Origin of the sequence: Streptomyces sp. NPDC012835 (genome assembly GCF_042900885.1) — a bacterium.
Lineage (GTDB): Bacteria > Actinomycetota > Actinomycetes > Streptomycetales > Streptomycetaceae > Streptomyces.
On sequence record NZ_JBIBBW010000003.1, the window covers coordinates 984,535 to 1,007,845 of the forward strand.

Sequence of the window (23,311 nt, forward strand, 5' to 3'; positions counted from 1 at the left end):
TCCGTGCCCCTCCCGCCCGGCGACTGCGGGCGGAATGGGCACGGAGCCGGGTCTCTCGGTCAGGTGGCGGAGGACGTCCACCTCGGCCCGGGCACCACGGGGAGGTGCCGTGTGCACACTGAGTCCGAGCACAGCGTGTCATGGGCGAGAGCGGCGACGATCGCCGCCTGCGTCCGCGTCTGCTGTCCGATCTTGTCCACGATGTTCGCGACGTGCGCCTTCACGGTGCGCTCCGCGATCCTCAACTCCCGGGCCAGTTCACGGTTTCCCAGGCCCGTCCCGAGGAGCAGCAGCACTTCCCGCTCCCTCCCCGTCAGGCTCTCCAGTCTCTCCGCCCCGTACGACGGATTCTGTCCCGTGGGCACACGCGAACGGGTTATGCCCGAGGTGTTTGATGCTGCGGTCGTCATGTTCGACCCTCCTGACCCCGGCTTGTCCCAGCAGACCCCCGTGGTCTGGATTCCGGCCGAGGCCGCCAGCCAATCTACCGCCGGGGAACGGCATAAGCACGCCTTAATGGCGGTTCGGGATGGAGGTTCCCGCCGTGCTCGCGAGGTGGGTACGGCGCTCTCCCACCCGCTTCGCTCTCGCTCTCCGCGGTGGTCGGCGCGGGCCCCTCAGAGGTGTGTCGCCAGATACGCGTTGCGGGACCTGATCAGCCTCGGCATGTACCGGCCCAGGACGGCAGCGTCGGCCAGCCGCCCCAGGGGCCCCAGCGGGGAGGCGAAGTCGATGATGTCCGTCATGCGGGTTCCCCCGGCGCCGTCCGGCTCGAAGCGGTGCTCGTGGCGCCAGTGCCGGAACGGCCCCGCCGTCTGTTCGTCGACAAAGGACCGGGGCGGGTCCCAGGCGGTGATGCGGGCCGTCAGTCTCCATGTGAGGCCGAAGTGCCGGGCCTGGAAGGTGACTGTCTGACCCAGCGTCAGGCCACCTCGTGTCGTACCGCCCACCGCCCGCTCCCCGGAGGCGGCCATCGAGCGGGTGTGGGCCTCCACGTCCAGGGCGGCGTCGAATGCCTGCTGGGGAGGGACGGGCAGCAGGGTGACGATCTCGGAGCGCGGCACGGGTTCCCCTTCCGGGCTGGGGCGGCGGTTGGCCGTCCCCGAAGTGGAGTTCAGCCTATTTGGTGAGACCGCGGTGACAGATCCGTGTCTTTCCCCCTGCCCGCTCCCCTTTCCGTCTCCGTTCCCCTTCCCGAATCCGTTGCCCTCTCCCGTTCCCCTTCTCCTTCCCGAATCCGTTGCCCTCCCCGTTCCCCTTCCCCTTCCCCTTCCTGTGCCCGCCTCGCGGCCGGTCAGGGAGGCGTGTCACCCCGTCGCGCGGTCGCGTCGAGGAGTTCCGGCAGGTCTTTGAGCCGGTCGAGGCCCTTGACGGCGCGGGCGGTGCGGTGGTTGGCGGCGAGTCGGGCGCGGTGGCGGTGGAGGAAGGCCCAGTAGCCGGCGGTGTACGGACAGGCGCGGTCGCCGGTACGGTCGGACGGGCGGTGGGCGCAGGGGCCGCACAGGTCGCTCATCCGGTGGATGTAGGCGCCGCCGGAGGTGTAGGGCTTGGTGGTCATCAGCCCGCCGTCGGCGTACTGGGACATGCCGACGACGTTGGGGAGCATCACCCAGTCGTAGCCGTCGACGAAGCAGCGGTGGAACCAGTCGGTGACGGCCGCCGGGTCCCAGCCGTCCTGGAGAGCGCGGCTGCCGAGCACCATCAACCGGGGGATGTGGTGGGTCCACCCGGTGTCCCGTACCTGTGCGAGCACGGTGGAGAGGCAGTTGGCGGTGACCGCGTCGGCGTCCAGGCCGAGGAACCAGTCAGGGAGCGGAGCGGTGTGACGCAGCGCGTTGCGCTGTCGGTACTCCTCGCCGAAATGCCAGTACAGGTGCCAGACGTACTCGCGCCAGCCGGCGATCTGCCGGACGAAGCCTTCGACGCTGTTGAGGGGCGCGTCACCGGCCCGGTAGGCCCGTACGGCCCGCTCCACGCATTCGGCCGGATCGAGGAGACCGAGGTTCAGGGGCGCGGAGAGCAGGCTGTGGCTCATCACCGGGTCGGCCGCGAGCATGGCGTCTTCGTAGCGGCCGAAGTCCGGCAGCCGGTGGGTGACGAAGTGCCGCAGCGCGGACAGTGCCTCGCGCCGGGTGGCGGGGAAGCGCCGGGGGCCGTCGCGACCGACGAAGGAGACATCGCCGTCGTGCTCCCAGCGGTCGAGGTCGTTACGGACCTCGTCGTCGATGGCGTCCTCGCTCGGTTGCCAGGGGCCGCGGACGCCCAGGGTGTCCTGTCCGCGCGGCGGAGGTTCGCGGTTGTCGTGGTCGAGGTTCCACCGCCCGCCCGCCGGGTCCTCGCCGTCCATGAGCAGGTCGTGCCGCTCGCGCACCCAGCGGTAGAAGCTCTCCAGCCGCAGGCGCGGTCCGGTGTGGCGGCCGGCCCATTCGGCGAAGTCGTCGTGGCCCACCATGAACCCCTTCGCCGGCAGGATCTCCACGCCCTCCAGCGTGCCGACGAAGTCCAGGGCGCGGCGCGAGGTGGGGTGGCAGACCGTCACCCGGCTTGTCCGCCCGACCCGGCTTGTCCGCCCGACCGCCTGTGCCAGGCCCTCGGCGTACGTCTCGGCCCGGACGTAGGTGACACGGTCCCCCAGCTCAGCGGCACGGTGCCGCATCGCGGAGAGCACCAGATGGGCCTTGGCACGGTGGAACCGGCGCCGGCGCAGCACCGCGCGCGCCTCGATCATGACCACCGGCGCCTGCGCGTCGGGGCCGCCGTGGCGCGGATCGAGGAAGTGCGGGCCGAGCTGGTCCCCGAACAGCCAGTGGGGGCGTGGCGTCACGGGATTCCGCCTCTCACGGCCGGCGCCCGCGCGCGGTACGGCGCCGGGGTGACGGCGCGGCCGGGACGAGGGCGGTTCGGGGGTTCGGGGGGTTGGTGGTTCGGGATACCGGCACGGTAGCGGTGCCCATCGGGTGTCCCTCCCGACCGATGCTGCCAGCCACCACCCGCGCCCGCCCGCCGACACTCCGACACTCCGACGGGCGGACGGGCGGACGGGCGGACGGGCCGGCCCTCGCCGCCGCCCTCGCCCTCGCCATCGGCCGCGCCGTCGCCCGGCGCCCCGAGGTCCCGCCACGTAGGGTCGAAACCGTCCGTCACGGCCTCCCGGCGGAGCAGCCAGGCCACCCGTGACCGCAGGACCAGGAGCAAGACCAAAAGCAAGATCAGGACCAGGACCAGGACCAGCATCGGGACCCGGAGCAGCATCGGGACCCGGAGCAGGATCGGCACCAGGACCAGGACCAGGAGCAGCGCTGTGCAAGAGCTTCCCGCCGGGCCCTCCCCCGAGGAGCCCGAGCAGCAGGCCCTCTTCGACTGGGAGGACACGGTGCCCGCCTCCGCGCCGGTCGCCGGCGCGTTCCGGGACAGCCCGCGCGCGAGACGGATGCTGGACGTACGGGAGGTGTACGCGGAACCCGCCGCGCTCGCCTCCCCGCGCGGCCGGCAGATCCTGGCGAGGCTGCCGGGAGTGCCCGTAACCGAGGTGCCCGGCCACTGGCGCATCCCCTCCCTGCACGGCAACGACGGCAACATCGCCCGCTGGACCCGTATCAAGACCGAGACGCTGGTCCTGGGCGTCAAACAGACCCTCACGACCCGCCCCAACGGCAGGTCGGCCGACTGGATCGCCCCCGGCGCCTCCAACGGCTGCGCCATGGCCTGCGCGTACTGCTACGTCCCACGGCGCAAGGGCTTCGCCAACCCGATCACGCTGTTCACCAACATCGAGGCGATCGTCGCCCACGTGCGGCGGCACGTATGGGCACAGGGCCCCAAGCGAGAGCCCAACCAGTGCGACCCCCACGCCTGGGTGTACGACATCGGTGAGAACGGCGACTGCTCGGTCGACGCCCTGGTCTGCGACAACACGGCCGATCTCATCGCCGCGTTCCGTGAACTGCCCACGGCCAAAGCCTCGTTCGCTACCAAGTTCGTCAATCCGGACCTGCTCGCGCTGGATCCGAGGGGCCGCACCCGGGTGCGTTTCTCGGTGATGCCCGCGAACGACTCCCGTCTGCTGGACATCCGCACCAGTCCGGTCGCGGACCGTATCGCCGCCGCGGCCGACTTCCTCGACGCGGGTTACGAGGTCCACTTCAACCTGTCACCCGTGGTGCTGCGCCCCGGCTGGCAGCGCGACTGGGCCGAACTGCTCGTCCACCTCGGCGATGTCCTCCCCGCCCGGGTGAAGGAGCAGTCGGCGGCCGAGATCATCATGCTGACCCACAACCGGCAGCTGCACGAGGTCAATCTCGGCTGGCACCCCAAGGCCGAGGAGGCGCTGTGGCAGCCGGACGCCCAGGAGACGAAACGATCGGAGAACGGTGCCCTCAACGTCCGCTACGCCCGCGAGGTCAAGCGCGAGGCCCTCACCCGTCTGCGGGAGCTGATCGCGGCACGCGCACCGTGGCTACGGATCAGGTACGCGTTCTGAAAGCCCGGCCCCCGGCGACCGGGCGGGAAGACGGGGGCGGGAAGACCGGGGCGGGAGGACCGGGGCGGGAAGGCGGGGCGAAAGACCGGGGCGAAAAGGACGGGGGCCGGGGGCGACGCCCCGCGCGGGGCCGGTCAGCCCTCCCGCTCGATCCACTCGCCGCCGCCCAGCGGGTAGTCGTAACCAGGGCGGCCGGCGCCCGCGCTCGTACGGAACGGGGTGCCGTCGCTGTCGATGCGCACCGTGCCGCGCCGGCTGCCGCTGGACCACTCCAGGCTGAGGTCCCAGCGGACATCGTGGGCCTTGGCGTGTGCGGTGACGTAGAAGACCTCCGGGTCGGACTCGCTGACGCTGTACGGGAAGTCGCGCTGGCCGTTCTTGACGGTGACGGTGGGGCTGCCGTTGTCGAGGTCGATGTCGAACGACTTGGTGTCGACGCCACCTCCGCAGCCGACCCCCATCGCGTAGTCGTTCCAGGCCAACGGCGCGCCCTTGGACACGACCCGTACGTGCAGCGCCTCCAGGACGACCGTGTCCCGCCCGGTGCCCTGGACGGTCAGGGCGACGCGCTGCTCCTCCGAGGAGACCGCGCCGTAGGCGGCTGCCCAGCGCGGCGCGTCCTGTTCGCCGGCGGGCGGGCCGACCTGCTCGGGCGCGCTGTCGACGAGGAAATGCTGGCTGCACGGGCTGTCGTAGATGTAGGGGCGGGTGGCGACGTTGAACGGTACGGCCGTATCGCCACCGGTGGGCCCGGACGCGCCCGGGTCGTCGCCGGTCTTCGAGGTGCCGGGGGCGGTCCTGCCGGATCCGTCGGTGGAGGTGGGGGCGGAGGCGGACGGACCGCCGCTCTCATGGCTCGGGGAAGGGGTGGCGGCGGAGTCGGTCGCCACCGGCCCCGTGGCGTGCGCGGTACCGGCGGTCGCGGCCACGGTGGCACCGGCCCCCCGCTGGTCCTCCACGTCGTCACCACCGCCACCGCCGCCGCCAAAGAGTGCGGGTACGTTAACGGCGAGCACCACGGCGGCGAACACGGCGGCCACCGCGACGGCGGCGGTCAGCGCGTTACGGCGAGCGCGCGGCGGCGCGGACAGGCGCGGCGCGTCGACGACCAGCGGGGCCGGCTCAGCGTGCGTGCCGGGTGCGTGTGTCGTTGCGGAGTCGGCCGGTGCGGCCGCCGCCCCGGTATCCCGATCGGAGCGGGCCTCCGGAGCTGGGCGGACCTCTGGAGCCGAGTGTGCCTCGGAAGCCGAGCCGGTGGCCGAAGCCGAGTCCGAGCCCGCGCCCGGGGCCGGGTCCGAGGCCGGGTCCGGGGCCGGGGCCGGGGCCGGGGCCGAACCCGCGGCCGAAGCCGAGTCCGAGCCCGGGTTCAGGCCCGCGCCTGTGGCCCGGTCCGGCCTGGCGCCACGGGCCGCGTCCGCCAGGATCCACTGCCGGTGCAGCTCCATCAGCTCCTGCGGCGTCGCCCGGCACACGCGTGCGAGGCGCTCCACCGGTGCGTAGTCGTGGGGCACGGCAGTGCCGTTGCAGTAGCGGTGCAGCGTCGACGTGCTCATGTGCAGCCGCTTGGCCAGCGCCCCGTAGCTCAGCCCCGAGCGGTCCTTCAGCTCCCGCAGCAGCGCGGCGAACTGGCCTTTCCCTCCGGCCCCTTTCGCCTCCGGCACTCGTACCACTGTCCCCTCCATGTCCCAGTCATGCGTTCCAGGGACACTGCGTCGGCCCTGGTCAGAGGCCGTCTCAGCGTTCCAGCGTCCCTTATTGTCCGCTGCCCATGGCGGTGGGGACGGATCACCCCACAAGCTCAAGTCATCCAAGCACCGCACTCACCCAGCGCCGAGGGGCACGCCACATGTCGAGCATCCGAAACTCCCGCACCCGCCTTCTGACCGGCGCCGCGACCGCCGCGCTCGCCGCCCTCTCCCTGACCGCGTGCAGCGACGGAACGGGCGTGGCGGACGAGGGCGCGTCAACGAAGTCCTCCACGGCCGTCTCGTCCTCCGCGAACGGCACCGACTCGACGGAGTCCGCCTCCGGAGCCTCCGACCGGGGCACGTCCGCCAAGGACGCCTCCGACCCGGGCACTTCCGCGCAGGGCACCTCCGAGCGCGGTTCCGCCTCCGGCGACGCGAAGCAGGCCGGCGTCACATCGAAGGCCGTCTCGTCCGCCGGCAAGGCGGTCACCTGCGAGGGCTCCAACACCAAGACCGTCGCGGCCCCGCTGAACCGCCCCATCAACCACATGCTCCTCACCGTCACCAACACCGGCAAGAACACCTGCTATCTGTACAGCTACCCGGCCGTCCGCTTCGGTGAGGCCCAGGCGGTCCCCCGGTCATCGAGGACTCCCAGCCGCAGGCCGTCGTCACGCTCGAACCGGGCGAGTCCGGCTACGCCTCCGTGAACCTGTCCTCCGCCGACGGCAGCGGCGCCCACGGCCGCACGGAGAAGTCCTTGGCCGTCTACTTCCACGGCCGCTCCGGCAATGAGAGCGTCGGCACGGGCGCCTTCCCCTCCCTGCCCGCCGGCGGCGTATACATCGACGACTCGCTCAAGGTCACGTACTGGCAGCAGCGGATGGAGGACGCCATCATCTGGTGACCTCCCCGAACACGCCCCCTCGGCTCCCGCCGTGGACCGAGAGGAGAGCCCCTCGGGCGCCATCCACAAAACGAACGAAGTGGTGGCCGGGAACGATCCCGACCACCACTTCACGTTCCGGCGCCCCCACCCGGCAACTTCGGCCCGCGCATCAGCCCGCGCATCAGGTGGGGAATTCGCTCAACCAGCCGCGTACAACACGGTGCTTGGGCAGGTACTCGGGTTCGTCCCCTCCCCCGTGTCCCGCGCTTCCCCCGCGTCCCCCGTGTTTTGCCTATGCAACATAGAACATCCGTCGCCCTCAGCACATCCGGGCAGGCCCACGAATCACGCGCCGGGCGCGCGCAGGGAGGCCGGAGCGGACCGGGGCGGGCCTGGGCCCCTCCGGCCCCTCCGGTCCGGCAGGCCCGGCAGGCCCGGCAGGCCCGGCAAGGTCCAGGCGGGCCGGGCGGATGCTCAGTTCCCGATCAGCTCGCACGGATGGCTGAGGTAGTTCCCGAGCCAGCCGGTCCCTTCGCCGCTCGTCACGGCACGTGCCGCGCCCGTCAATCTCCCCTTCCGGAGGGCCAGTTCCAGCACGAGCAGCGGGCTGTCGATCCGGGCGTCGGCGGTGGGGAGCTGGAGCGGTACCAGTGCACGCAGGTCCCAGTCGGCCGACGCCTCGATGGGGGCGGCGGCGGTGCCCGCGCCGTCGAGCCTTACCTCGATCCGCCGGTCGGCGAGCACGTCGATCCGCAGGGGGATGTCGCCCTCGCGGGTCACGATCCGGCCGGTCCAGCCGCCTTCCGCGAGGGTCGCCGCGCGGCCGGTGGCGGGGATCGCGGAGAGTCCCGCCGGGTCGAAGCCCGGCGCCACGCGGTCGAGTACGTGGTGCAGGATCGCGTCGCGGGCCGCTTTGCCGGTGCTGTTGGTGAGCACGGCCACGGCGCGTTCCCGCTCGGGTATCCGGACGACCATGTTGGCGACCCCGCCCATGCTGCCGCTGTGGCTGTACAGGAGCGGCCCGGCGCCGGTCGACACGCTCCAGCCGAGCCCGTACCCCTGGGCCGGGCCGACCGGCGGGGCGTCGTACACGGCCGCCGCCGTCGACGGTGTGAGGAGCCGGGCGCAGTTCTGGGCGAACAGCGCGACGTCCGAGGCGCTCGCCCAGGCGGCCGTGGCGGCCGGGTGCCCGGACCGGCAGACGGGGTAAGCGCGTCCGTCTGCGGCGTGGCGCACGGCGGCCGGTGCCGGGCCCGGGTAGGTGTCACCGACCCGCAGACTCGACAGGCCGAGCGGCTCCGCGACCTGGACGCGGATCTGCCGGTCGAGGTCGCCCAGCAGCGAACCGAGCGCGCGGTAACCGAGGTTGGCGTATTCGAAGCCGCTGCCCGGCGCGCGGTAGAGATGTCCCGCGTACCAGCTCGTCGGGATCGCCGGAACCGCCGGGTCGCGGTCGCCGTCGCCGGCGTAGCGCCAGTCGTAGTGGCCGCCGAACCCGCCCCGGTGCTGGAGGGTCTGCCGGATCGAAGGCGGCGCGGCCCCGCCGAACTCTCCGGGCAGCGGCGCGTCCAGGTCCAGTACGCCCTCGTCGGCGGCGGCGCAGACGGCGGTCGCGGTGAGCGGCTTGGTGATCGAGGCCAGCCCGTACACGGTGTCCGCCGTGGCGGCCCGCCCGGTCTCACGGTCCGCCAGCCCGTACGCCTCGGCCAGCACCACCTCGTCGCGCTCGACCACCGCCACCGACACCGAGGCGCAGCCGTGCCGCTGAAGCACCCCGGTGCAGAACTCCTCAAGACCGTCCACGGCCACGCCCCCCTGTCGGTCCCGCACGTCGTAGCGGCCGGGCCCGCGCACCGGTCTCGTCACCCTACTGGCGGGAGGGCGACCGGCGGCGGGCACGGCGGCGCAGCGCGTACGCCACCAGGGTGCGGACGGGTGCCGGAGGGCGCCGTACCCCCAGCGCCGTACGCAGCGGCTGGTCCAGCAGTGACGCGGCCACCGCCGGCGCCAGCGGGGCCAGCGGCCCGGGCAGCCTGGCGGCCAGCAGACCGTCGCTGGTGGCCTTCCAGAGCGCGCGGCCCGCCTCGCTCGGCGCGAACCGGCGGCCCTCGAAGTCCCGCATCCAGCGCTCGACGCCCGCCGGCCCGCCGGTCGGCGGTTCGGGCAGGCCCAGGGCGTCCGAGAGCCCCCGGTGGAAGGCGTCGGCGGCGGCGCGTTCCGCGTCGGTGACCGCGCGATGCCCGTGTGCGTCGACGAACCGCAGCGGGCACACGGTGAAGCAGGCCAGCACGTACGCCATCAACTCCGGTGTGATGTCGGGGCGTTCGTGCACATGGCGGAGCCCTGCCACGATCCAGCGTCCCTCGGCGCTGTCCAGTCCGTGTCCGATCAGGCCGAACATGGCCACCCCGGTCGCCTTGGCCCGGCCGCGCGGCTCGTTGAGCATCTTCCCCGTGCCGTGCAGGACATGGGCGATCTCCGGGACGCCGTAGGTACGGACGAAGCCGAGCGTGAGCCCGAGGCGGGACTCCTCCGGCATCGTCTCCAGCACGAGCCGCGCGAAGGCGTCGTGCGGGGCCCGCGTTCCTTCGCTCATCGTGCTCCCTCCGCCACGGCCAGCGCCTCCCCGGTCAGGGGCCCGTGCAGACAGCGGGCCACCCGCACCAAGTGGGTGCGTTCTTCGGCCGGTTCGGTGTCCAGGCCGGGCAGCGGGACCTGGTCCTCGCGCGGCCGGGGCGGCGCTCCCGCCTTCAGGGCCGCCGCCGCGCCGAGCAGGGCGGCGGCCACGGTCAGCGCTGCCCGTTCGTCGTCGTCCAGGCCCGCCCGGTCGGCCACTTCAGCGGCGGCGGTGACCACCGCCGGGTCGACCCACGGGCGCAGGGTCAGCTGACCGTCCCGTATCTCCAGTCCGCGCCGGGCGGTACGCCACTCCAGGTCCTGGAAGGCGAGCCGCTCGGTCCAGGCCGAAGGGGGCGCTTCCAGGGCCAGCCGTTCGTCGGCGCGGTAGGCCAGGTCCCAGAGCGGGCGCAGCGCCTGGTAGTCGCGGCGGCGCCGGGTCCAGGCGACGACGGCCGGCCCGGCGAAGCCCGCGGTGATGAGGACGGCGCCCAGCGCGGCGAAACCGGGGCCGACCGCCGTACTCAGCCACTCCGCGCCCGTGAACCCGGTGAACGCCGCCCCGATGGCGAAGAGTTTGCACAGGACGTAACCGCACGCGACCAGCCCGCCGAGCGCGACCAGCCGGATGCCCCGCCGCAGCGGCCCGGTGGGCAGCCGCGCGGCGTGACCGCCGCACACCCGGCTGATGTCGATCAGCGCGAAACCGAACAGCCCCTGGTAGAGGACGAGGAAGAGGGCGATGCCCGGACGTGTCGCGAAGGTGGTGTCGAACGTGAGTGGTGTCTCCGGGCCGCCGGCTCCCCCGGTGAGGAACAGGACGATCATCACGGGCACCAGTACGGCGAAGGCCGCGAGCCGCCGCCGCACCTGCCGCCAGGGCTGCGCACCCGCCACTTCCCACACCTGCGCCCCGGACCGCTCCTTCGGCGGGGTCCACATCCGCGCCAGCACCACGGCGGCGGCGGAGAAACCGGTGATGCCGAGATAGACCAGCAGCGTCGCCAGATTGCCCCGGTGCGCGAGCCGGTCGACCGCCCGGTACAGCACCGGCGCGGCCACCAGGAACGCGGTCGCGGGCGCCGCGATCGTCAGGGCGACGACGAGCAGTCCGGGCGACGGGTCCCGGCGCCAGGCGCGGATCTTCAGGGCGGCCACGATCCAGGCGACGGTACCGATGGTGAGGTAGACGACGTTGAACAGCGCCTCCGGCGGCGCGGCCGCGAGGGAGTCGGACAGCGCTGCCGGGAGCGCGCCGGAGGGTTCGGGCGCACCGGGCGGTACGAGCGCGTCGGAGGGTACGAAAGCACCGGGCCGCACGGGCGGACCGGGCGGTACGAGCGCGTCGGGCGGTACGAGCGAACCGTGCGATACAAGTGAACCGTGCGGTACGAGCGCGCCCGGCGGTACGAGCGAACCGTGCGGTACGAATGAACCGTGCGGTACGAATGAACCGTGCGGTACGAGCGCACCCGGCGGTACGAGCGGATGCGGGACGTCAGACATGCTGTCCTTTACGGTGTTCCAGCGCGGGCGCCAGCTGGGACGTCGTCCCGGCCCCGGGCGCGAGCACGAGGCCGCGCGTCAGTTCCGCGCCCAGGATCTCCGCCTCCTCCTCCGCCGCGCCGTCGTAGTGCGAGCGGCCGAGGACGAGCCGGATCATGTCGGCGTCGATGGTGGGCAGTTCGACATGGCCGGTCTCCTCGTCCGGGTCCGGGGGCTCGGCCAGGTGTCCGCACAGCAGGTGCGCGAGTTCGTGGCAGATGATGTGGGCGCGGTGCAGCCCCGAGGTCTCCTGCTCGAAGTGGATGACGTCGGCATCGGCCCGGCGCTCGACGAAACCCGAGGGCTCGCCCACCCGCATCCGCCGTGCCACCAGCTCAACCGGCCGCCCCTGCCGGTCGGCGACCGCCGCGCACAGCTCCTCCACCGTGCTCACCCGTGGCAGATCGAGCTGTCTGACCATGGCCCGCATCCGGCGGCGGGTACGTCCCAGGTCTCGCACGTCATCCCTCTCGGCGTAGGTGGACCGCCAGTGTCCCAAGGGCGTGAGTCGGTCCTGGCAGTGGCCGGTCACTCCCCGGACCGGCCCTCCACCCGCCCACCGGACCGTTCGCGGGCCCATCCGCCCGCCCGGTCGCCGGTCCCGCCCTCTGATCCTCCGCCGAACCGATCGCCGGACCGCTCATCGGACGGCCCGTCGGACCGCTCGTCGGACCGCCCGTCGGACCGCCCGTCGCCCTGTCCCTCCGGCAGTCCCACCGCCTTGCGGAGCTGCTCCACCACGGTCAGCGCGGCGTCCTGCATCTCCGGGGGCAGCCCGGCCGCCCGCATGGCGATGCGCTCCACCCGGGAGTCCCTGAGCGCCTCGATCTTCCGCAGGTCGCGTTCGACCGCCTGCGCGGTGGCCGAATCGTTGAAGTAGTCGAGCGGAACGCCGAAGAACTTCGCGATCTTCACCGCGCTCTCCAGGCTCGGCTTCTGGGTGCCCTTGCGGAGGTTCCCGATGTACGTCCCGCTCAGACCGGTGCCCTCGGCGATCTCCGAGTCGCGCCAGGGGCGACCCAGGTCCTTCGGGTAGATCACCGAGATCACGCGACGGAAGCGGCCCGCGAAGTCCGTGGAGTCCGGTGAGCCCGGGGAGTCCGGGGAGCCCGGAGAGTCGGGAGAGTCCCCGTCTTCGCCGGGTCGGGGAGCCGACGCCTCTGCGCGGGGAGAATCGGTGGCCATGGCCCGGATCATAGAACTCTTCGGCCCACCGTGGTCGTCCGCGCGCAGCCCATGGGCAGACCGATGTGAACGATCGTTGTGAACAAATCGCCCAAAAACCCCGGCAGATACGGAATTACCGGGCCTCACCTCATGGCCGATCCACGGTAGTTGACTTACCTCCTGCGGCAGGTACAGGATCGATTTGCGCGGACGCTGGGCACGGCTGCCCCACGGGGGTGGGCAACGGTGCCCAGAAGTCGGCGGGGCACGACGGGGCGCGGCACGACAGGTCGCGGGACACGACGGGTCGCGGGGAACACGGGGAAACCGGCTGCGGCCGAGGGGAGTCGGCGGCGCGCGCCAGGGCCGGCCCCACCCCGCGCCCGCCGCCTGGACCAGCTCTCCCCGCCCGCGACCACGGTCATTGAACTGAACCCGACAGCCGCCCGTACGAGAGTACGGCGACTCCGACCCCCGGGCCCGGGGCGCCGTGCCATCACCGCGCCTCGCACGGAAGGGCCTTCGGGTTGTCACTCTGGACGCGTTCTCACCAACTGCCGCACAAAGATCCGGATACCGGTACGGGTACGGGTACGGATACCGGTACGGGCACGGATACAGGTACGGGTACGGATACCGATACGGGCACGGCTACCGATACGGGCACGGCTACCGATACGCCCGCCCGCCCCGGCGCCGCCCCGATCCTGGCGTACACCGTCACCGCGCTGGCCGCCGCGCTGGTGCTCTGCGCGCTGCTCCTGCCCGATCGGACGGATCTGCTGACGCCCGGGGCGTTCGCGCGGATCCCCGTGGAAGCGATCTTCGGCGCAGCGCTGCTGACGGCCTTGCCGCCGGGGCCCCGGCTGGTCGCCTCGGTGGCGGGCGGGCTGGTGCTCGGAGTGCTGACGCTCATGAGCCTGCTCGACATGGGGTTCCATACGTTCCTCGACCGGCCGTTCGACCCGGTGCTCGACTGGATTCTGTTCGGTGACGCCACGTCGTTCCTGAACGACTCGATCGGCCGGGCCGGCGCGACGGCTGTGACCGCCGGGGTCATCGTGCTCGCCCTCGCCCTGCCCGCACTCCTCACCCTGGCCGTCGTCCGGCTGGGCCGGGTCATGGCGCGCCACAGCGCGGTGGCGACGCGGAGCACGCTCGTACTCGGCACTGTCTGGCTCGTCTGCGCGGCGCTCGGCGCGCGGGTCGCCGGTGTACCGCTCGCTTCGAGCAGTGCGGCAGACCACATCGACAGCAGCGTCACGCTGGTGTCGGACGGCATCGAGGACCGGCGCGTCTTCGCCGATGAGGCGCGCGTCGACGCGTTCGCCGGCACACCGCCGGGCCAACTGCTGACCGGGCTGCGCGGCAAGGACGTCATCTTCGCGTTCATCGAGAGCTACGGCCGTAGCGCGATCGACGACCCCGCGATGGCGCCGCGGACGGGGGCCGTACTCGAACGCGGCACGCGGCAGCTGGAGCGGGCGGGCTTCTCCGCGCGCAGCGGCTATCTCACCTCGCCCGTCTCGGGTGCCGGGAGCTGGCTGGCGCACACCACCTTCCTGTCGGGCATGTGGGTCAAGAACCAGCAGCGCTACCGCAGTGTGACGTCGAGCGACCGGCTCACCCTCACTGACGCGTTCCGGCGTACCGGCGACTGGCGCACGGTCGGCATCATGCCGGGCGTCACCCGGTCCTGGCCGGAGGGGAAGTTCTTCGGCCTCGACCACGTCTACGACTCGCGCCACATGGGCTACCGGGGACCGAAGTTCAGCTGGTCGCCGGTCCCCGACCAGTTCAGCTTGGCGGCCTTCCAGCGGCTGGAGCACGGCAAGCCGGGCCACGAGCCGCTGATGGCGGAGATCGTCCTCGCGACCAGTCACAACCCGTGGGCGCCCCTCCCCGAGATGGTCGACTGGGACGGGATCGGGGACGGCTCGATCTACCACGACATCAAGAAGGCGGGCAAGGACCCCAAGGAGGTGTGGACGGACAGCGCCAAGGTACGCGACGAGTACCGGCGTGCCATCGAGTACGCGGTGAACAGCCTCGTCTCCTACGTGGAGACGTACGGCGACGACGACACCGTCCTCGTCGTCCTCGGCGACCACCAGCCCAACACCACGGTCACCGGACCGGGCGCGGGCCGCGACGTACCGGTCTCGATCGTCGCGCACGACCCGGACGTACTGGACCGGATCTCCGGCTGGAACTGGCAGGAGGGCCTCAAACCCGCGCCGGACGGGCCGGTCTGGCGGATGGACCGTTTCCGCGACCGTTTCCTGACGGCGTACGGCCCGAGGCCCTGACACCGCGCCTCCGGGGCGACCGCCACGCACGTCCCGGAGGCCACCACCGGGTCACCGCAGGCACCGCCGGGCCACCGCAGGCACCACCGGGTCACCGCCGGGTCACCGCAGGCGCCGCCGGGCCACCGCCGGGTCACCGCAGGAGAGCCGGCGCTGCGGCGGCCCGCCGCAGCCCCCTGATGTCGCGGCCGAAGGACCAGCTCAGCAGCGCCAGCGCGCCGAGCACCAGCCCGTGGGCGGCCGGGCGCGGCGGGAGCCCCGAAGCGGCCACGAGCAGCGCGACGCCCTGGAGCGCGGCCACCGTCTTGCGCGCCATGCTCGGCGGAAGCGGCCCGTTCAGCCACGGCACGGCACGCGCCGCCACGACGAAGACGTACCGCATCGCGCCGATCAGCAGCACCCACACGCCCAGCGACAGGGCGACGTACACGCTCAACACCATGATCAGGAAGGCGTCGGCCTCCATGTCGAAGCGCGCCCCCAGCGCGGAGGCCGTGCCGGTGCGCCGGGCGACCCGGCCGTCCACCGCGTCGAGGACCAGCGCCACGGCGGTGAGCGTGACCAGCGCGGCGACGGCGGGCGGCCGGACGAAGGAGTCGGCGACCAGCGCGGTCACACCGCCGATCAGTGTGGTCCGCGCCAGTGTGACCGCGTTGGCGGGACCGAAGGGCCGGGTCCGTGGCCAGGACCGGCCCAGGGCGCGGGTCAGCACGGCCCAGCTCGCGACCGTGAACACCAAGCCCGCGAACCGGCCCAGCGGCCCCAGGGCACCCGCCGTGCCGAGCAGGGCGAGCAGCAGGAGCTGCGCACCCGCGCCCATGGCCGTCTCCTGGCGCAACACCCGTGAGCCATAGGTGTGGTACGTGTCGTATGTGTTGTTCAGGGCGGCCACCGTGCACCCTCCGGGGTGTGTGACAGAGTCGATGAGGGCCGCGTACCGTGTGCGCGGCCTCGTGACTATCAGAACGTGAACCGTTACCCCAGCGTTCAGGAGGACACCCGTGAAGCGCTCCGCCCGCGCCTTCTGGCTCCGCTCCCCCGGCCGCGGTGAGATCCGCGACGCCGTCCTCCCCGCACCGGGCGCGGACGATGTCGTGGTGCGGACGTTGTGTTCCGGTGTGAGCCGCGGCACGGAGAGCCTGGTGTTCCGCGGCGGTGTGCCGGAGAGCCAACACGCCCTGATGCGGGCGCCGTTCCAGGACGGCGAGTTCCCCGGCCCCGTGAAGTACGGCTACCTCAACGTCGGTGTGGTCGAGGAGGGCCCCCGGGATCTCCTCGGCCGTACGGTCTTCTGCCTCTACCCGCACCAGACCCGGTACGTCGTCCCGGCGAGCGCCGTGACACCCGTGCCGGACTCCGTGCCCGCCGGGCGAGCCGTGCTGGCGGGGACCGTGGAGACGGCGGTGAACGCCCTGTGGGACGCCGCGCCGCTGATCGGGGACCGGATCGCCGTCGTCGGCGCGGGGATGATCGGCTGCTCGGTGGCCGCGCTGCTGGCCCGGTATCCCGCCGTACGGGTGCAGTTGATCGACGCCGACCCGCGCCGCGCGGCCGTCGCCGAGGCGCTGGGTGTCGGCTTCGCGCTGCCCGAGGACGCCCTCGGCGGCTGCGATCTCGCCGTACACGCCAGCGCCACCGAGGCCGGCCTCGCGCGCTCGCTGGAACTCCTCGGGCCGGAGGGCACCGTCCTGGAGCTGAGCTGGTACGGCGACCGGCGGATCAGCCTGCCGCTGGGCGAGGCGTTCCACTCGGGCCGGCTGGTGCTGCGCGGCAGCCAGGTGGGGTCGGTGTCCCCGGCCAGGCGCTCCAGCAGGACGTACGCCGACCGGCTCGCGCTCTCGCTCGATCTGCTCGCGGACCCGGTCTTCGACGCGCTGATCACGGGTGAATGCGCCTTCGACGAGCTGCCGGGGGTGCTCGGCAGGATCGCGGGCGGCGAGCTGCCGGGGATGTGCCACCGCGTGGTGTACGGGGCGGAGACGGCGTCCTGACGGGTGTCCACGGCCGCGCGGGACGCCCATGCGGAGCGCCCGCGTGGAGCAGGTCTCGGACCGGCTCCCGCAAGGGATCTTCTCCCGCTTCTTGAACAATCGGCGGGCCGGTGCCGTACTGAATGACGTGGCCGGCGGAGGCCAGCCGTAGCCGGACCTGGAGGTCGACCGTTGTTCAGTGTCACCGTTCGCGAGCACCTGATGATCGCCCACAGTTTTCGCGGTGAGGTCTTCGGGCCCGCCCAGCGACTGCACGGCGCGACGTTCCTGGTGGACGCCACCTTCCGGCGCCCGGAGCTGGATGACGACAACATCGTGGTCGACATCGGGCTGGCCACCAAGGAACTCAGCCTGGTGGTGGGCGAGTTGAACTACCGGAATCTGGACGACGAGCCGGAGTTCGCCGGGGTCAACACCTCGACGGAGTTCCTCGCCAAGGTGATCGCCGACCGGCTCGCGGACCGGGTGCACGCCGGTTCACTGGGCGAGGGCGCGCGCGGGCTCAGCGGTATCTCGGTCACACTGCACGAGTCCCACATCGCGTGGGCGAGTTACGAGCGTACGTTGTGAACGAGCCCGAGCCCGACCCCGAGGCCGACCCCGACCCCGAGGCCGATGCGGCCGAGCCCGAGGCAGTGGCCGACTCCGAAGCCGAGGCCGAGGCCGAGTGCGAGTCCGAGGCCGTGGCCGACTCCGAAGCCGAGCCCGAGGCAGAGGCCGAGTGCGAGTCCGAGGCCGTGGGCCCGCCCCGGCCGCCGCGTGCCGTACGGGTCGTGCTGCCCGGCGCGGTCGACGACCCGGCCACGCCCAGCGGCGGCAACGTCTACGACCGCAGGGTGTGCCGGGATCTTCCGGGCGCGGGCTGGCGGGTCGAAGAGTACGGGGTCCCGGGCGCCTGGCCCCGGCCGGGACTGGGCGCGCGAGCGGAACTGACCCGGGTGCTGGGCGCGTTCCCGGACGACAGCGTCGTCCTCCTCGACGGGCTCGTCGCCTGCGCGGCCCCCGACGTGATCGTCCCCGAGACCGAACGGCTGCGCCTGGCCGTCCTCGTACATCTGCCGCTCGGCGACGAGACGGGGCTCGCGCCGCACCGGGCGGCCGAGCTGGACGCCGGGGAGCGGCGCGTGCTGCGGGCCGTACCGGCGGTCGTGGCGACCAGCCGGTGGGCGGCCCGCCGACTGGTGGAGCACCACGGGCTCGCACCGGACCGGGTCCATGTCGCCGTCCCGGGGGCCGACCCCGCTCCCCCGGCCACCGGTTTCGAGGCGGCGAACGGTGCCGGTTCCGTCCCCCGTCTGCTGTGCGTCGCCTCGGTGACACCGCGCAAGGGACAGCACCTGCTCGTGGAGGCGCTGGCGGGCGTGGCCGGTCTGCCGTGGGACTGCGTGTGTGTCGGCGCCCTCGGGCAGGACCCCGGATATGTGTCATGGGTAAGGGAGTTGATCGCACGGTACGGCCTCGGTGACCGGGTCCGGCTCGCGGGGGCCAGAGGCGGGGACGAGCTGGCCGCGACCTACCGGGACGCGGATCTGCTGGTGCTCCCCTCGTACGCCGAGACGTACGGCATGGCCGTCACCGAGGCGCTCGCCCGCGCGATCCCGGTGCTCGCGACGACGGTCGGCGGCCTCCCGGAGGCGGTCGGGCACGCGCCCGGCGGTGGCGTGCCGGGCCTTCTCGTACCGCCGGGCGACCCGGCGGCGCTGACCGGGGCGCTGCGGGACTGGCTCCGCGAGCCCGGTGTGCGCCGCCGTACGCGGGACGCGGCGCTCGGGCGGCGGACCGCGCTGGCGGGCTGGGAGACGACTTCACGGAGCCTGGCCGAGGCGTTGGAACGGCTCCGATGCGAACAGCGCGAACGGCCCGAACCCAGGAGGACCGTGTGAGCAACACCGAAACACCCACCGAAACACCCACCGGCATCAGCAGTGACAGCGACACCGACACACCGCGCTACGCCCCCGAGTGGCTGGCGCTGCGCGAGGGCGCCGACGCCGCCGCCCGCGCGCCCGGCCTGCTCGGCCCGCTCCGTGCCCACTGGGCGGATCGGCGGGCGGATCAGCGGGCGGATCAGCCCTTGTTGGCAACGGAGTGGGTCATCCGCGATCTTGGCTGCGGCACGGGCTCGATGGGCCGCTGGCTCGCCCCCCGGCTGCCAGGACCCCAGCGCTGGATTCTGCACGACCACGATCCGGATCTCCTCGTACGGGCCGCCGCCTCGATGCCCCGCGCGGCCGACGACGGCAGCCGCGTCACCGCCGCGACGGAGCGCGGCGACATCGCACGGCTGGTCTCGGCCGGTCTCGCCGGTACCTCGCTGGTGACGGCCTCCGCGCTGCTCGATCTGCTCACCCGGGACGAACTGGACGCACTGGCCGCCGCCTGCGCGGGCGCCGGCTGCCCGGCGCTGCTGGCGCTCTCCGTGGCGGGCCGGGTCGACATCACCCCGGCGGAGACGCTCGACGCCGAGATCGCCGAAGCGTTCGACGCGCACCAGCGCCGGGTCGTACACGGCCGCCGGCTCCTCGGTCCCGACGCGGTCGAGGCGGCCTCGGACGCCTTCGCCCGGCACGGCATGGAGGTGCAGGTCCGGGCGAGCCCATGGCGGCTCGGGCCCGGGGACTCCGCGCTGACGGCGCAGTGGCTGCGGGGCTGGGTCGGCGCCGCTGTGGAGCAGCGCCCGGACCTCGCGCCGCGGGCCGAGGCGTACGTGGCACGTCGGCTGACGGACTGCGAGGACGGCGGTGTGACAGCCGTGGTGCACCACAACGATCTGCTGGCTCTGCCCGGCGGGAGCCCGGCCGGTCCCACGGGTGGCGCGTGGTGATCCGGCGGTCGGCGCGGACCCGGCCCGGTGCGGTACAGGCTCGGCGCGGCCCGGCGCTCGGTGCGGTACGGGCTCGGCGCGGCCCGGCGCGGGGTCGGCTCGGCGCGGTACGAGGGCGTCTCGGCCCGGCACAGGGCTGGCGCGGCCCGGCACGAGGCCGCCCCGGTACGGCACGAGGCCGGCTCGGCATGCTGGCGGGAGTTGCCATCCTCGCGGTGGTGGTGTGGCGGCTCGGCACGGGCGCGTTCCTGGACGGGCTGCGGGGGATCGACGTCCCCACGCTGCTCGCCGCCCTCTCCATCGGTCTGCTGACCACCGTGTGCAGCGCGTGGCGCTGGTGCCTGGTGGCCCGGGGGCTGTCCATCCGGCTGCCGCTGGGCCGGGCCGTCCGTGACTACTACCGCGCGCTCTTCCTGAACGCGGCACTGCCCGGCGGTGTGCTCGGTGATGTGCACCGCGCGGTACGCCACGGCCAGAGCGCCGGCGACGTCGGCCGTGGCGTCCGCGCCGTGGTCCTCGAACGGGTCGCGGGCCAGGCGGTGTTGATCGCGGTGGGCGTCACCCTCCTGTTCACCCACCCCGCGCCGGCCCTGGCGCGGGCGCGGGGTCTCCTGCGAGACCTCGTATCCGGGTTGTCCGCGCCGGGCGCCGTGGTGGTGCTCGCCGTGGTGTGCGGGTCGGCTCTCGTCGCCGCCGCACGGCTCCGTACCGGCGGCGGAAGCGGCGCCGCCGCCCCGCGCCTGCGCCGCGCGCTCGGTACCGTACGCGCGGAGGCGCGCCTCGGGCTGTTCGCGCGCGGGAGCTGGCCGGGGGTGGCCGTGTCGTCAGCCGTGGTGCTGGCCGGCCATCTGGGCATGTTCCTGCTCGCCGCCAGGGCGGCCGGATCGACCGCTGCCGCGACCGACTTGCTGCCCCTGATGGTGCTGGCGCTGCTCGCCATGGCGCTACCGCTGAACATCGGCGGCTGGGGCCCCAGGGAGGGTGTCACCGCCTGGGCCTTCGGGGCGGCCGGGCTCGGCGCCGCCCAGGGGCTGAGCGTGGCCGTGGTGTACGGGGTCCTGGCCCTGGCCGCCGCCCTGCCCGGCGCCGGGGTGCTCGTCGCCCCCTGGTTCGCCCGGTTCCGGCGTCCGCAGGTCGAGTTCGAAGAGGGTGTCCGCGCCGAGGACGGAGCGGCGCGTGGGCGGCCGGAGGGCGTCGCGCATCAGCTCGGGGCCGGTGAAGCGGAGCCCGGGGACGCCGTCGCCGAGGAGGACCGGCGCCACAGTCACGTACAGCCGGTGCAGGGCCCGTTCGCGCAGGAAGCGGGAGACGGTGACGCCGCCGCCCTCGACCAGCACCCGGCCGAGACCGCGCCGCGCCAGCTCGCGCACCAGCCGGTGGGGGGCGAACGCGGACCGGTCGGGAAGCGCCAGCACCTCGACGCCGACACCAAGCCCCTCCCGCTCACGCGCCCTCTCCCGCGCCCGCTCGCCTTCGTCGGCGGACCGGGCGCCGGCGGCGGACCGGTCACTGTCGGCGCCCACCACCCACAGCGTCGGCGCTGATCCGTCCGTGAACACCTGGTGGCCTCTCGGTACCCGGCGGTACGGATCGATGACGACCCGCACCGGATTGGCGCCCGCACAGGCGCGGACCGTCAGCCGGGGATCGTCCGCCACCGCGGTGCCGGCGCCGACGACCACGGCGTCCGCGAGGGCGCGCAGCCGGTGCAGATGCTCACGGTCCTCCTCGCCGGTGACGAAGTCGGCGTCCCCCGTACGGCTCGCGATGAACCCGTCCAGGCTCTGCCCCAACTGCGCGAAGGTGAACAGTGGTCCGGCCAGGCACAGCGACAGATAGCGGTCGGCGAGCGCGTCGGCCTCGGGCGAAGCGTCCCGCCACCGCCACCGCCCGTCCGCGCCGCGCGCCGGCCCGGCCCCGGTGGCCCCGGCGTCGGCCACCGACCTTATGGAGCACAGCAGTTGCCATGCGGTCGACGCGTCGAGAGGGGCGGTACGGTGCTCCGCCGCGTCGCCGGTCATCGCGTACCCCGCTGGTCCCGGAGGGGCGACGCCCCGGCCCCCGGGGACTCCGATGGCCCGGAGTCCGCACGCGTCAGCAGCGCGAGATAACCGGCGAACGAGTCGACCAGCCCCGCCAGCAGCTCCCTTCCCTTCTCGGCGGACGCCAGCGAAGGACGGCCGATCACACCGGACTCCGTGTAGGCGCGCATACCGAGCGTCAGCAGATGCTCGCGGTCGTCTGCGAGGAAATCGGACGTCTCGTATCCGGGGCGTACCAGATCCGGGGAGTCATGCAGCAGAATGGATGTCTCCAATTCGCCCGCGTGCATATCGCTGCGCGAAGAGGTCTGCATTCCGGCTCTCTCCCGCGCCGCTTCCCAGTCCGCCGATCCCGGAAAGAGCGCCATGCGCGTACCGGTTCCCGCGGCCTCCTGAACCACATTGCGCAGGACATAGTTCCCACCGTGTCCATTGACCAGAACAAGGCGATGGATTCCGGTCCGACGCAGCGAGGCGGCGATATCCCGCACCATGGCGTGGAGGGTGGCGGCGGAAATGCTGACCGTCCCCGGCCAGTCCGGGTGTTCGTGCTCGTGCGAGCAGGAGATCGTCAGCGGAGGGAGCAGCCGCACCGGATGCGCGGCGGCCACCTCCCTGGCTATGACGGCGGCGACGACCGTGTCGGTCACCAGTGGAAGAAACGGTCCATGCTGCTCGAAGCTACCGATGGGAAGGACGGCGACCTCGGCCGGAGCGGCCCGTACGTCCTCCGTCGTCCCGTACGGCAGCAGGCCCGCTCCCGCCGCGCCCGCCTGCGAACCACTCATGTTTTCCGGCCCTTTCTTTCTTTCGTTCACGTCCACTTGAGCAGGCTACGTGGAAAATGCGCGCCGAGCAGTCGAAAGCGAACAATCCGCAGGCCGACATCCTTTCACCGATTTCTACCGTAAGGGCCGGGGGTTCCGGATATTATGCCGAACATGACGGACAGTGATGACGCACGCCGCGACGGCACTCATACATCTGGTGTCGAAAGGGCGGCTCAGGTCCAGCTGTCCACCGAATACGGGGAGTTCCGCGCCGTGGGCTACCTGGACCTGGCTCGCGGGGATGAGCAAATAGCCCTGGTGTACGGCGATATCGAGGGGGACGGCGTCCTCACCCGCGTCCATTCCGAGTGCCTGACCGGCGACGCCTTCGGCTCCAGGCACTGCGAATGCGGCGACCAGCTCTCCGCCGCGCTGCGCGCCATCGTGGCCGAAGGACGCGGTGTCCTGGTGTATCTCCAGGGCCATGAGGGGCGGGGCATCGGTCTGCTCGCCAAACTCCGGGCGATGCAGCTCCAGTCGGAGGGCCTGGACACGGTGGAGGCCAACCTCGCGCTCGGCCTGCCGGCCGACGCCCGCGACTACCGGGTGGCGGCCGAGATGCTGCACGACCTCGGGGTGCGCTCCGTACGGCTGCTGTCCAACAACCCGCTGAAGCTCGCGGCGTTGCTGCGGCACGGCATCAAGGTCACCCAGCAGGTTCCGCTGCTGATACCGCCGCGCGCGGAGAACCTCTCCTACCTGCGCACCAAGCGCGAGCGTCTGGGTCACCACCTGCCGCATCTGGACCGCACGAGCGACGGGGCATGACGACGAACGACAGCGGATGACGGGTGACGACCGGGGATGACGGGTGACGACCGGGGATGACGAGTGACGACGGGGGATGACGGGTGACGTCGGGGATGAGGGGGGGATGAGGGGGACGACGACTGGGGATGAGTGCGGTCGACGTCCCGACCGGCCACGGCT

General features: G+C 72.8%; 18 protein-coding genes and 3 pseudogenes. 9 read left to right on the forward strand and 12 right to left on the reverse strand.

Going from position 1 to position 23,311, the window contains the following annotated elements; genetic code table 11:
• Window positions 1-59: 59 nt before the first annotated feature.
• The 3 genes from ACFY6S_RS17620 to ACFY6S_RS17630 all read right to left on the reverse strand — a co-directional run bounded on the left by ACFY6S_RS17620 (window position 60) and on the right by ACFY6S_RS17630 (window position 2,824).
• Complete coding sequence (locus tag ACFY6S_RS17620) at window positions 60-365, reverse strand: LuxR C-terminal-related transcriptional regulator (protein ID WP_388817479.1); 306 nt, start codon at window positions 363-365, stop codon at window positions 60-62.
• Between the two features lie 252 nt (window positions 366-617).
• A complete protein-coding gene (locus ACFY6S_RS17625; RefSeq protein WP_388817482.1) occupies window positions 618-1,064 on the reverse strand; it encodes an SRPBCC family protein in 447 nt (148 codons plus the stop codon).
• 230 nt (window positions 1,065-1,294) lie between these two features.
• Window positions 1,295-2,824, reverse strand: coding sequence for a cryptochrome/photolyase family protein (locus tag ACFY6S_RS17630; protein WP_388817485.1), 1,530 nt, complete (start codon window positions 2,822-2,824; stop codon window positions 1,295-1,297).
• Window positions 2,825-3,301: 477 nt separating this feature from the next.
• Between ACFY6S_RS17630 and ACFY6S_RS17635 the strand changes: the two genes are divergently transcribed.
• Entirely contained in the window at window positions 3,302-4,480 is a 1,179-nt protein-coding gene (locus tag ACFY6S_RS17635) for a spore photoproduct lyase family protein (RefSeq protein WP_388817488.1), read from the forward strand.
• A gap of 134 nt (window positions 4,481-4,614) precedes the next feature.
• On the opposite strand, the gene ACFY6S_RS17640 is transcribed toward ACFY6S_RS17635, so the two are convergent.
• Window positions 4,615-6,162, reverse strand: a complete 1,548-nt coding sequence (locus ACFY6S_RS17640; protein ID WP_388817491.1) for a helix-turn-helix domain-containing protein — start codon at window positions 6,160-6,162, stop codon at window positions 4,615-4,617.
• A 164-nt stretch (window positions 6,163-6,326) separates the two neighbouring features.
• Between ACFY6S_RS17640 and ACFY6S_RS17645 the strand changes: the two are divergent.
• Window positions 6,327-7,075, forward strand: a pseudogene (locus ACFY6S_RS17645) (DUF4232 domain-containing protein).
• Window positions 7,076-7,531: 456 nt separating this feature from the next.
• Here the strand turns inward: ACFY6S_RS17645 and ACFY6S_RS17650 are convergent.
• The 5 genes from ACFY6S_RS17650 to ACFY6S_RS17670 all read right to left on the reverse strand — a co-directional run bounded on the left by ACFY6S_RS17650 (window position 7,532) and on the right by ACFY6S_RS17670 (window position 12,403).
• On the reverse strand, window positions 7,532-8,911 hold the full coding sequence (locus ACFY6S_RS17650; protein WP_388817494.1) for a serine hydrolase domain-containing protein: 1,380 nt from the start codon (window positions 8,909-8,911) through the stop codon (window positions 7,532-7,534).
• 13 nt (window positions 8,912-8,924) lie between these two features.
• The gene (locus ACFY6S_RS17655; protein WP_388817496.1) at window positions 8,925-9,653 is read right to left on the reverse strand and encodes an oxygenase MpaB family protein; all 729 of its coding nucleotides are present in this window, start codon (window positions 9,651-9,653) and stop codon (window positions 8,925-8,927) included.
• Entirely contained in the window at window positions 9,650-11,179 is a 1,530-nt protein-coding gene (locus ACFY6S_RS17660; RefSeq protein ID WP_388817499.1) for an MAB_1171c family putative transporter, read from the reverse strand. Before ACFY6S_RS17660 ends, ACFY6S_RS17655 begins: the two co-directional genes overlap by 4 nt.
• Window positions 11,172-11,678 (reverse strand): hypothetical protein, encoded by a 507-nt coding sequence (locus ACFY6S_RS17665; protein WP_388817502.1) that lies wholly within the window; start codon window positions 11,676-11,678, stop codon window positions 11,172-11,174. The genes ACFY6S_RS17660 and ACFY6S_RS17665 overlap by 8 nt, the downstream gene beginning before the upstream one ends.
• A gap of 68 nt (window positions 11,679-11,746) precedes the next feature.
• A complete protein-coding gene (locus ACFY6S_RS17670) occupies window positions 11,747-12,403 on the reverse strand; it encodes a helix-turn-helix domain-containing protein (RefSeq protein ID WP_388817505.1) in 657 nt (218 codons plus the stop codon).
• Between the two features lie 509 nt (window positions 12,404-12,912).
• Between ACFY6S_RS17670 and ACFY6S_RS17675 the strand changes: the two genes are divergently transcribed.
• Entirely contained in the window at window positions 12,913-14,694 is a 1,782-nt protein-coding gene (locus tag ACFY6S_RS17675) for a sulfatase (RefSeq protein ID WP_388817508.1), read from the forward strand.
• Between the two features lie 133 nt (window positions 14,695-14,827).
• Here ACFY6S_RS17675 and ACFY6S_RS17680 read toward each other — a convergent pair whose 3' ends face one another.
• Complete coding sequence (locus ACFY6S_RS17680) at window positions 14,828-15,586, reverse strand: CDP-alcohol phosphatidyltransferase family protein (protein WP_388817511.1); 759 nt, start codon at window positions 15,584-15,586, stop codon at window positions 14,828-14,830.
• Between the two features lie 109 nt (window positions 15,587-15,695).
• Here ACFY6S_RS17680 and ACFY6S_RS17685 point away from each other — a divergent pair, with 109 nt between their 5' ends.
• From ACFY6S_RS17685 to ACFY6S_RS17705, 5 genes and pseudogenes are all read left to right on the forward strand, one after another.
• On the forward strand, window positions 15,696-16,685 hold the full coding sequence (locus ACFY6S_RS17685; protein ID WP_388817514.1) for a zinc-binding alcohol dehydrogenase: 990 nt from the start codon (window positions 15,696-15,698) through the stop codon (window positions 16,683-16,685).
• 171 nt (window positions 16,686-16,856) lie between these two features.
• On the forward strand, window positions 16,857-17,255 hold the full coding sequence (locus ACFY6S_RS17690) for a 6-pyruvoyl tetrahydropterin synthase family protein (RefSeq protein ID WP_388817517.1): 399 nt from the start codon (window positions 16,857-16,859) through the stop codon (window positions 17,253-17,255).
• Window positions 17,256-17,422: 167 nt separating this feature from the next.
• Window positions 17,423-18,568 carry a glycosyltransferase family 4 protein gene (locus ACFY6S_RS17695; RefSeq protein ID WP_388818069.1) on the forward strand — a complete coding sequence of 382 codons (1,146 nt, stop codon included), beginning with the start codon at window positions 17,423-17,425 and terminating at the stop codon, window positions 18,566-18,568.
• On the forward strand, window positions 18,565-19,509 hold the full coding sequence (locus tag ACFY6S_RS17700) for an SAM-dependent methyltransferase (RefSeq protein ID WP_388817520.1): 945 nt from the start codon (window positions 18,565-18,567) through the stop codon (window positions 19,507-19,509). The genes ACFY6S_RS17695 and ACFY6S_RS17700 overlap by 4 nt, the downstream gene beginning before the upstream one ends.
• 188 nt (window positions 19,510-19,697) lie before the next feature.
• Window positions 19,698-20,633, forward strand: a pseudogene (locus ACFY6S_RS17705) (lysylphosphatidylglycerol synthase transmembrane domain-containing protein); the annotation flags it as partial.
• Between the two features lie 168 nt (window positions 20,634-20,801).
• On the opposite strand, the pseudogene ACFY6S_RS17710 reads toward ACFY6S_RS17705, so the two are convergent.
• A pseudogene (locus ACFY6S_RS17710) lies at window positions 20,802-21,530 on the reverse strand (RibD family protein); the annotation flags it as partial.
• Window positions 21,527-22,339, reverse strand: coding sequence for a creatininase family protein (locus tag ACFY6S_RS17715; protein WP_388817523.1), 813 nt, complete (start codon window positions 22,337-22,339; stop codon window positions 21,527-21,529). The pseudogene ACFY6S_RS17710 and the gene ACFY6S_RS17715, both read right to left, overlap by 4 nt.
• Before the next feature lie 153 nt (window positions 22,340-22,492).
• Between ACFY6S_RS17715 and ribA the strand changes: the two genes are divergently transcribed.
• Window positions 22,493-23,149 carry a GTP cyclohydrolase II gene (gene ribA, locus ACFY6S_RS17720; RefSeq protein WP_388817525.1) on the forward strand — a complete coding sequence of 219 codons (657 nt, stop codon included), beginning with the start codon at window positions 22,493-22,495 and terminating at the stop codon, window positions 23,147-23,149.
• Window positions 23,150-23,311 lie beyond the last annotated feature (162 nt).

Bases quoted from the DNA above. Each gene is read 5' to 3' on its own strand.
- ACFY6S_RS17640 (WP_388817491.1), bottom strand. From the start codon at position 6,162: ATGGAGGGGACAGTGGTACGAGTGCCGGAGGCGAAAGGGGCCGGAGGG.
- ACFY6S_RS17655 (WP_388817496.1), bottom strand. From the start codon at position 9,653: ATGAGCGAAGGAACGCGGGCCCCGCACGACGCCTTCGCGCGGCTCGTG.
- ACFY6S_RS17660 (WP_388817499.1), bottom strand. From the start codon at position 11,179: ATGTCTGACGTCCCGCATCCGCTCGTACCGCCGGGTGCGCTCGTACCG.
- ACFY6S_RS17670 (WP_388817505.1), bottom strand. From the start codon at position 12,403: ATGGCCACCGATTCTCCCCGCGCAGAGGCGTCGGCTCCCCGACCCGGC.
- ACFY6S_RS17715 (WP_388817523.1), bottom strand. From the start codon at position 22,339: ATGAGTGGTTCGCAGGCGGGCGCGGCGGGAGCGGGCCTGCTGCCGTAC.
- ribA (WP_388817525.1), top strand. From the start codon at position 22,493: ATGACGGACAGTGATGACGCACGCCGCGACGGCACTCATACATCTGGT.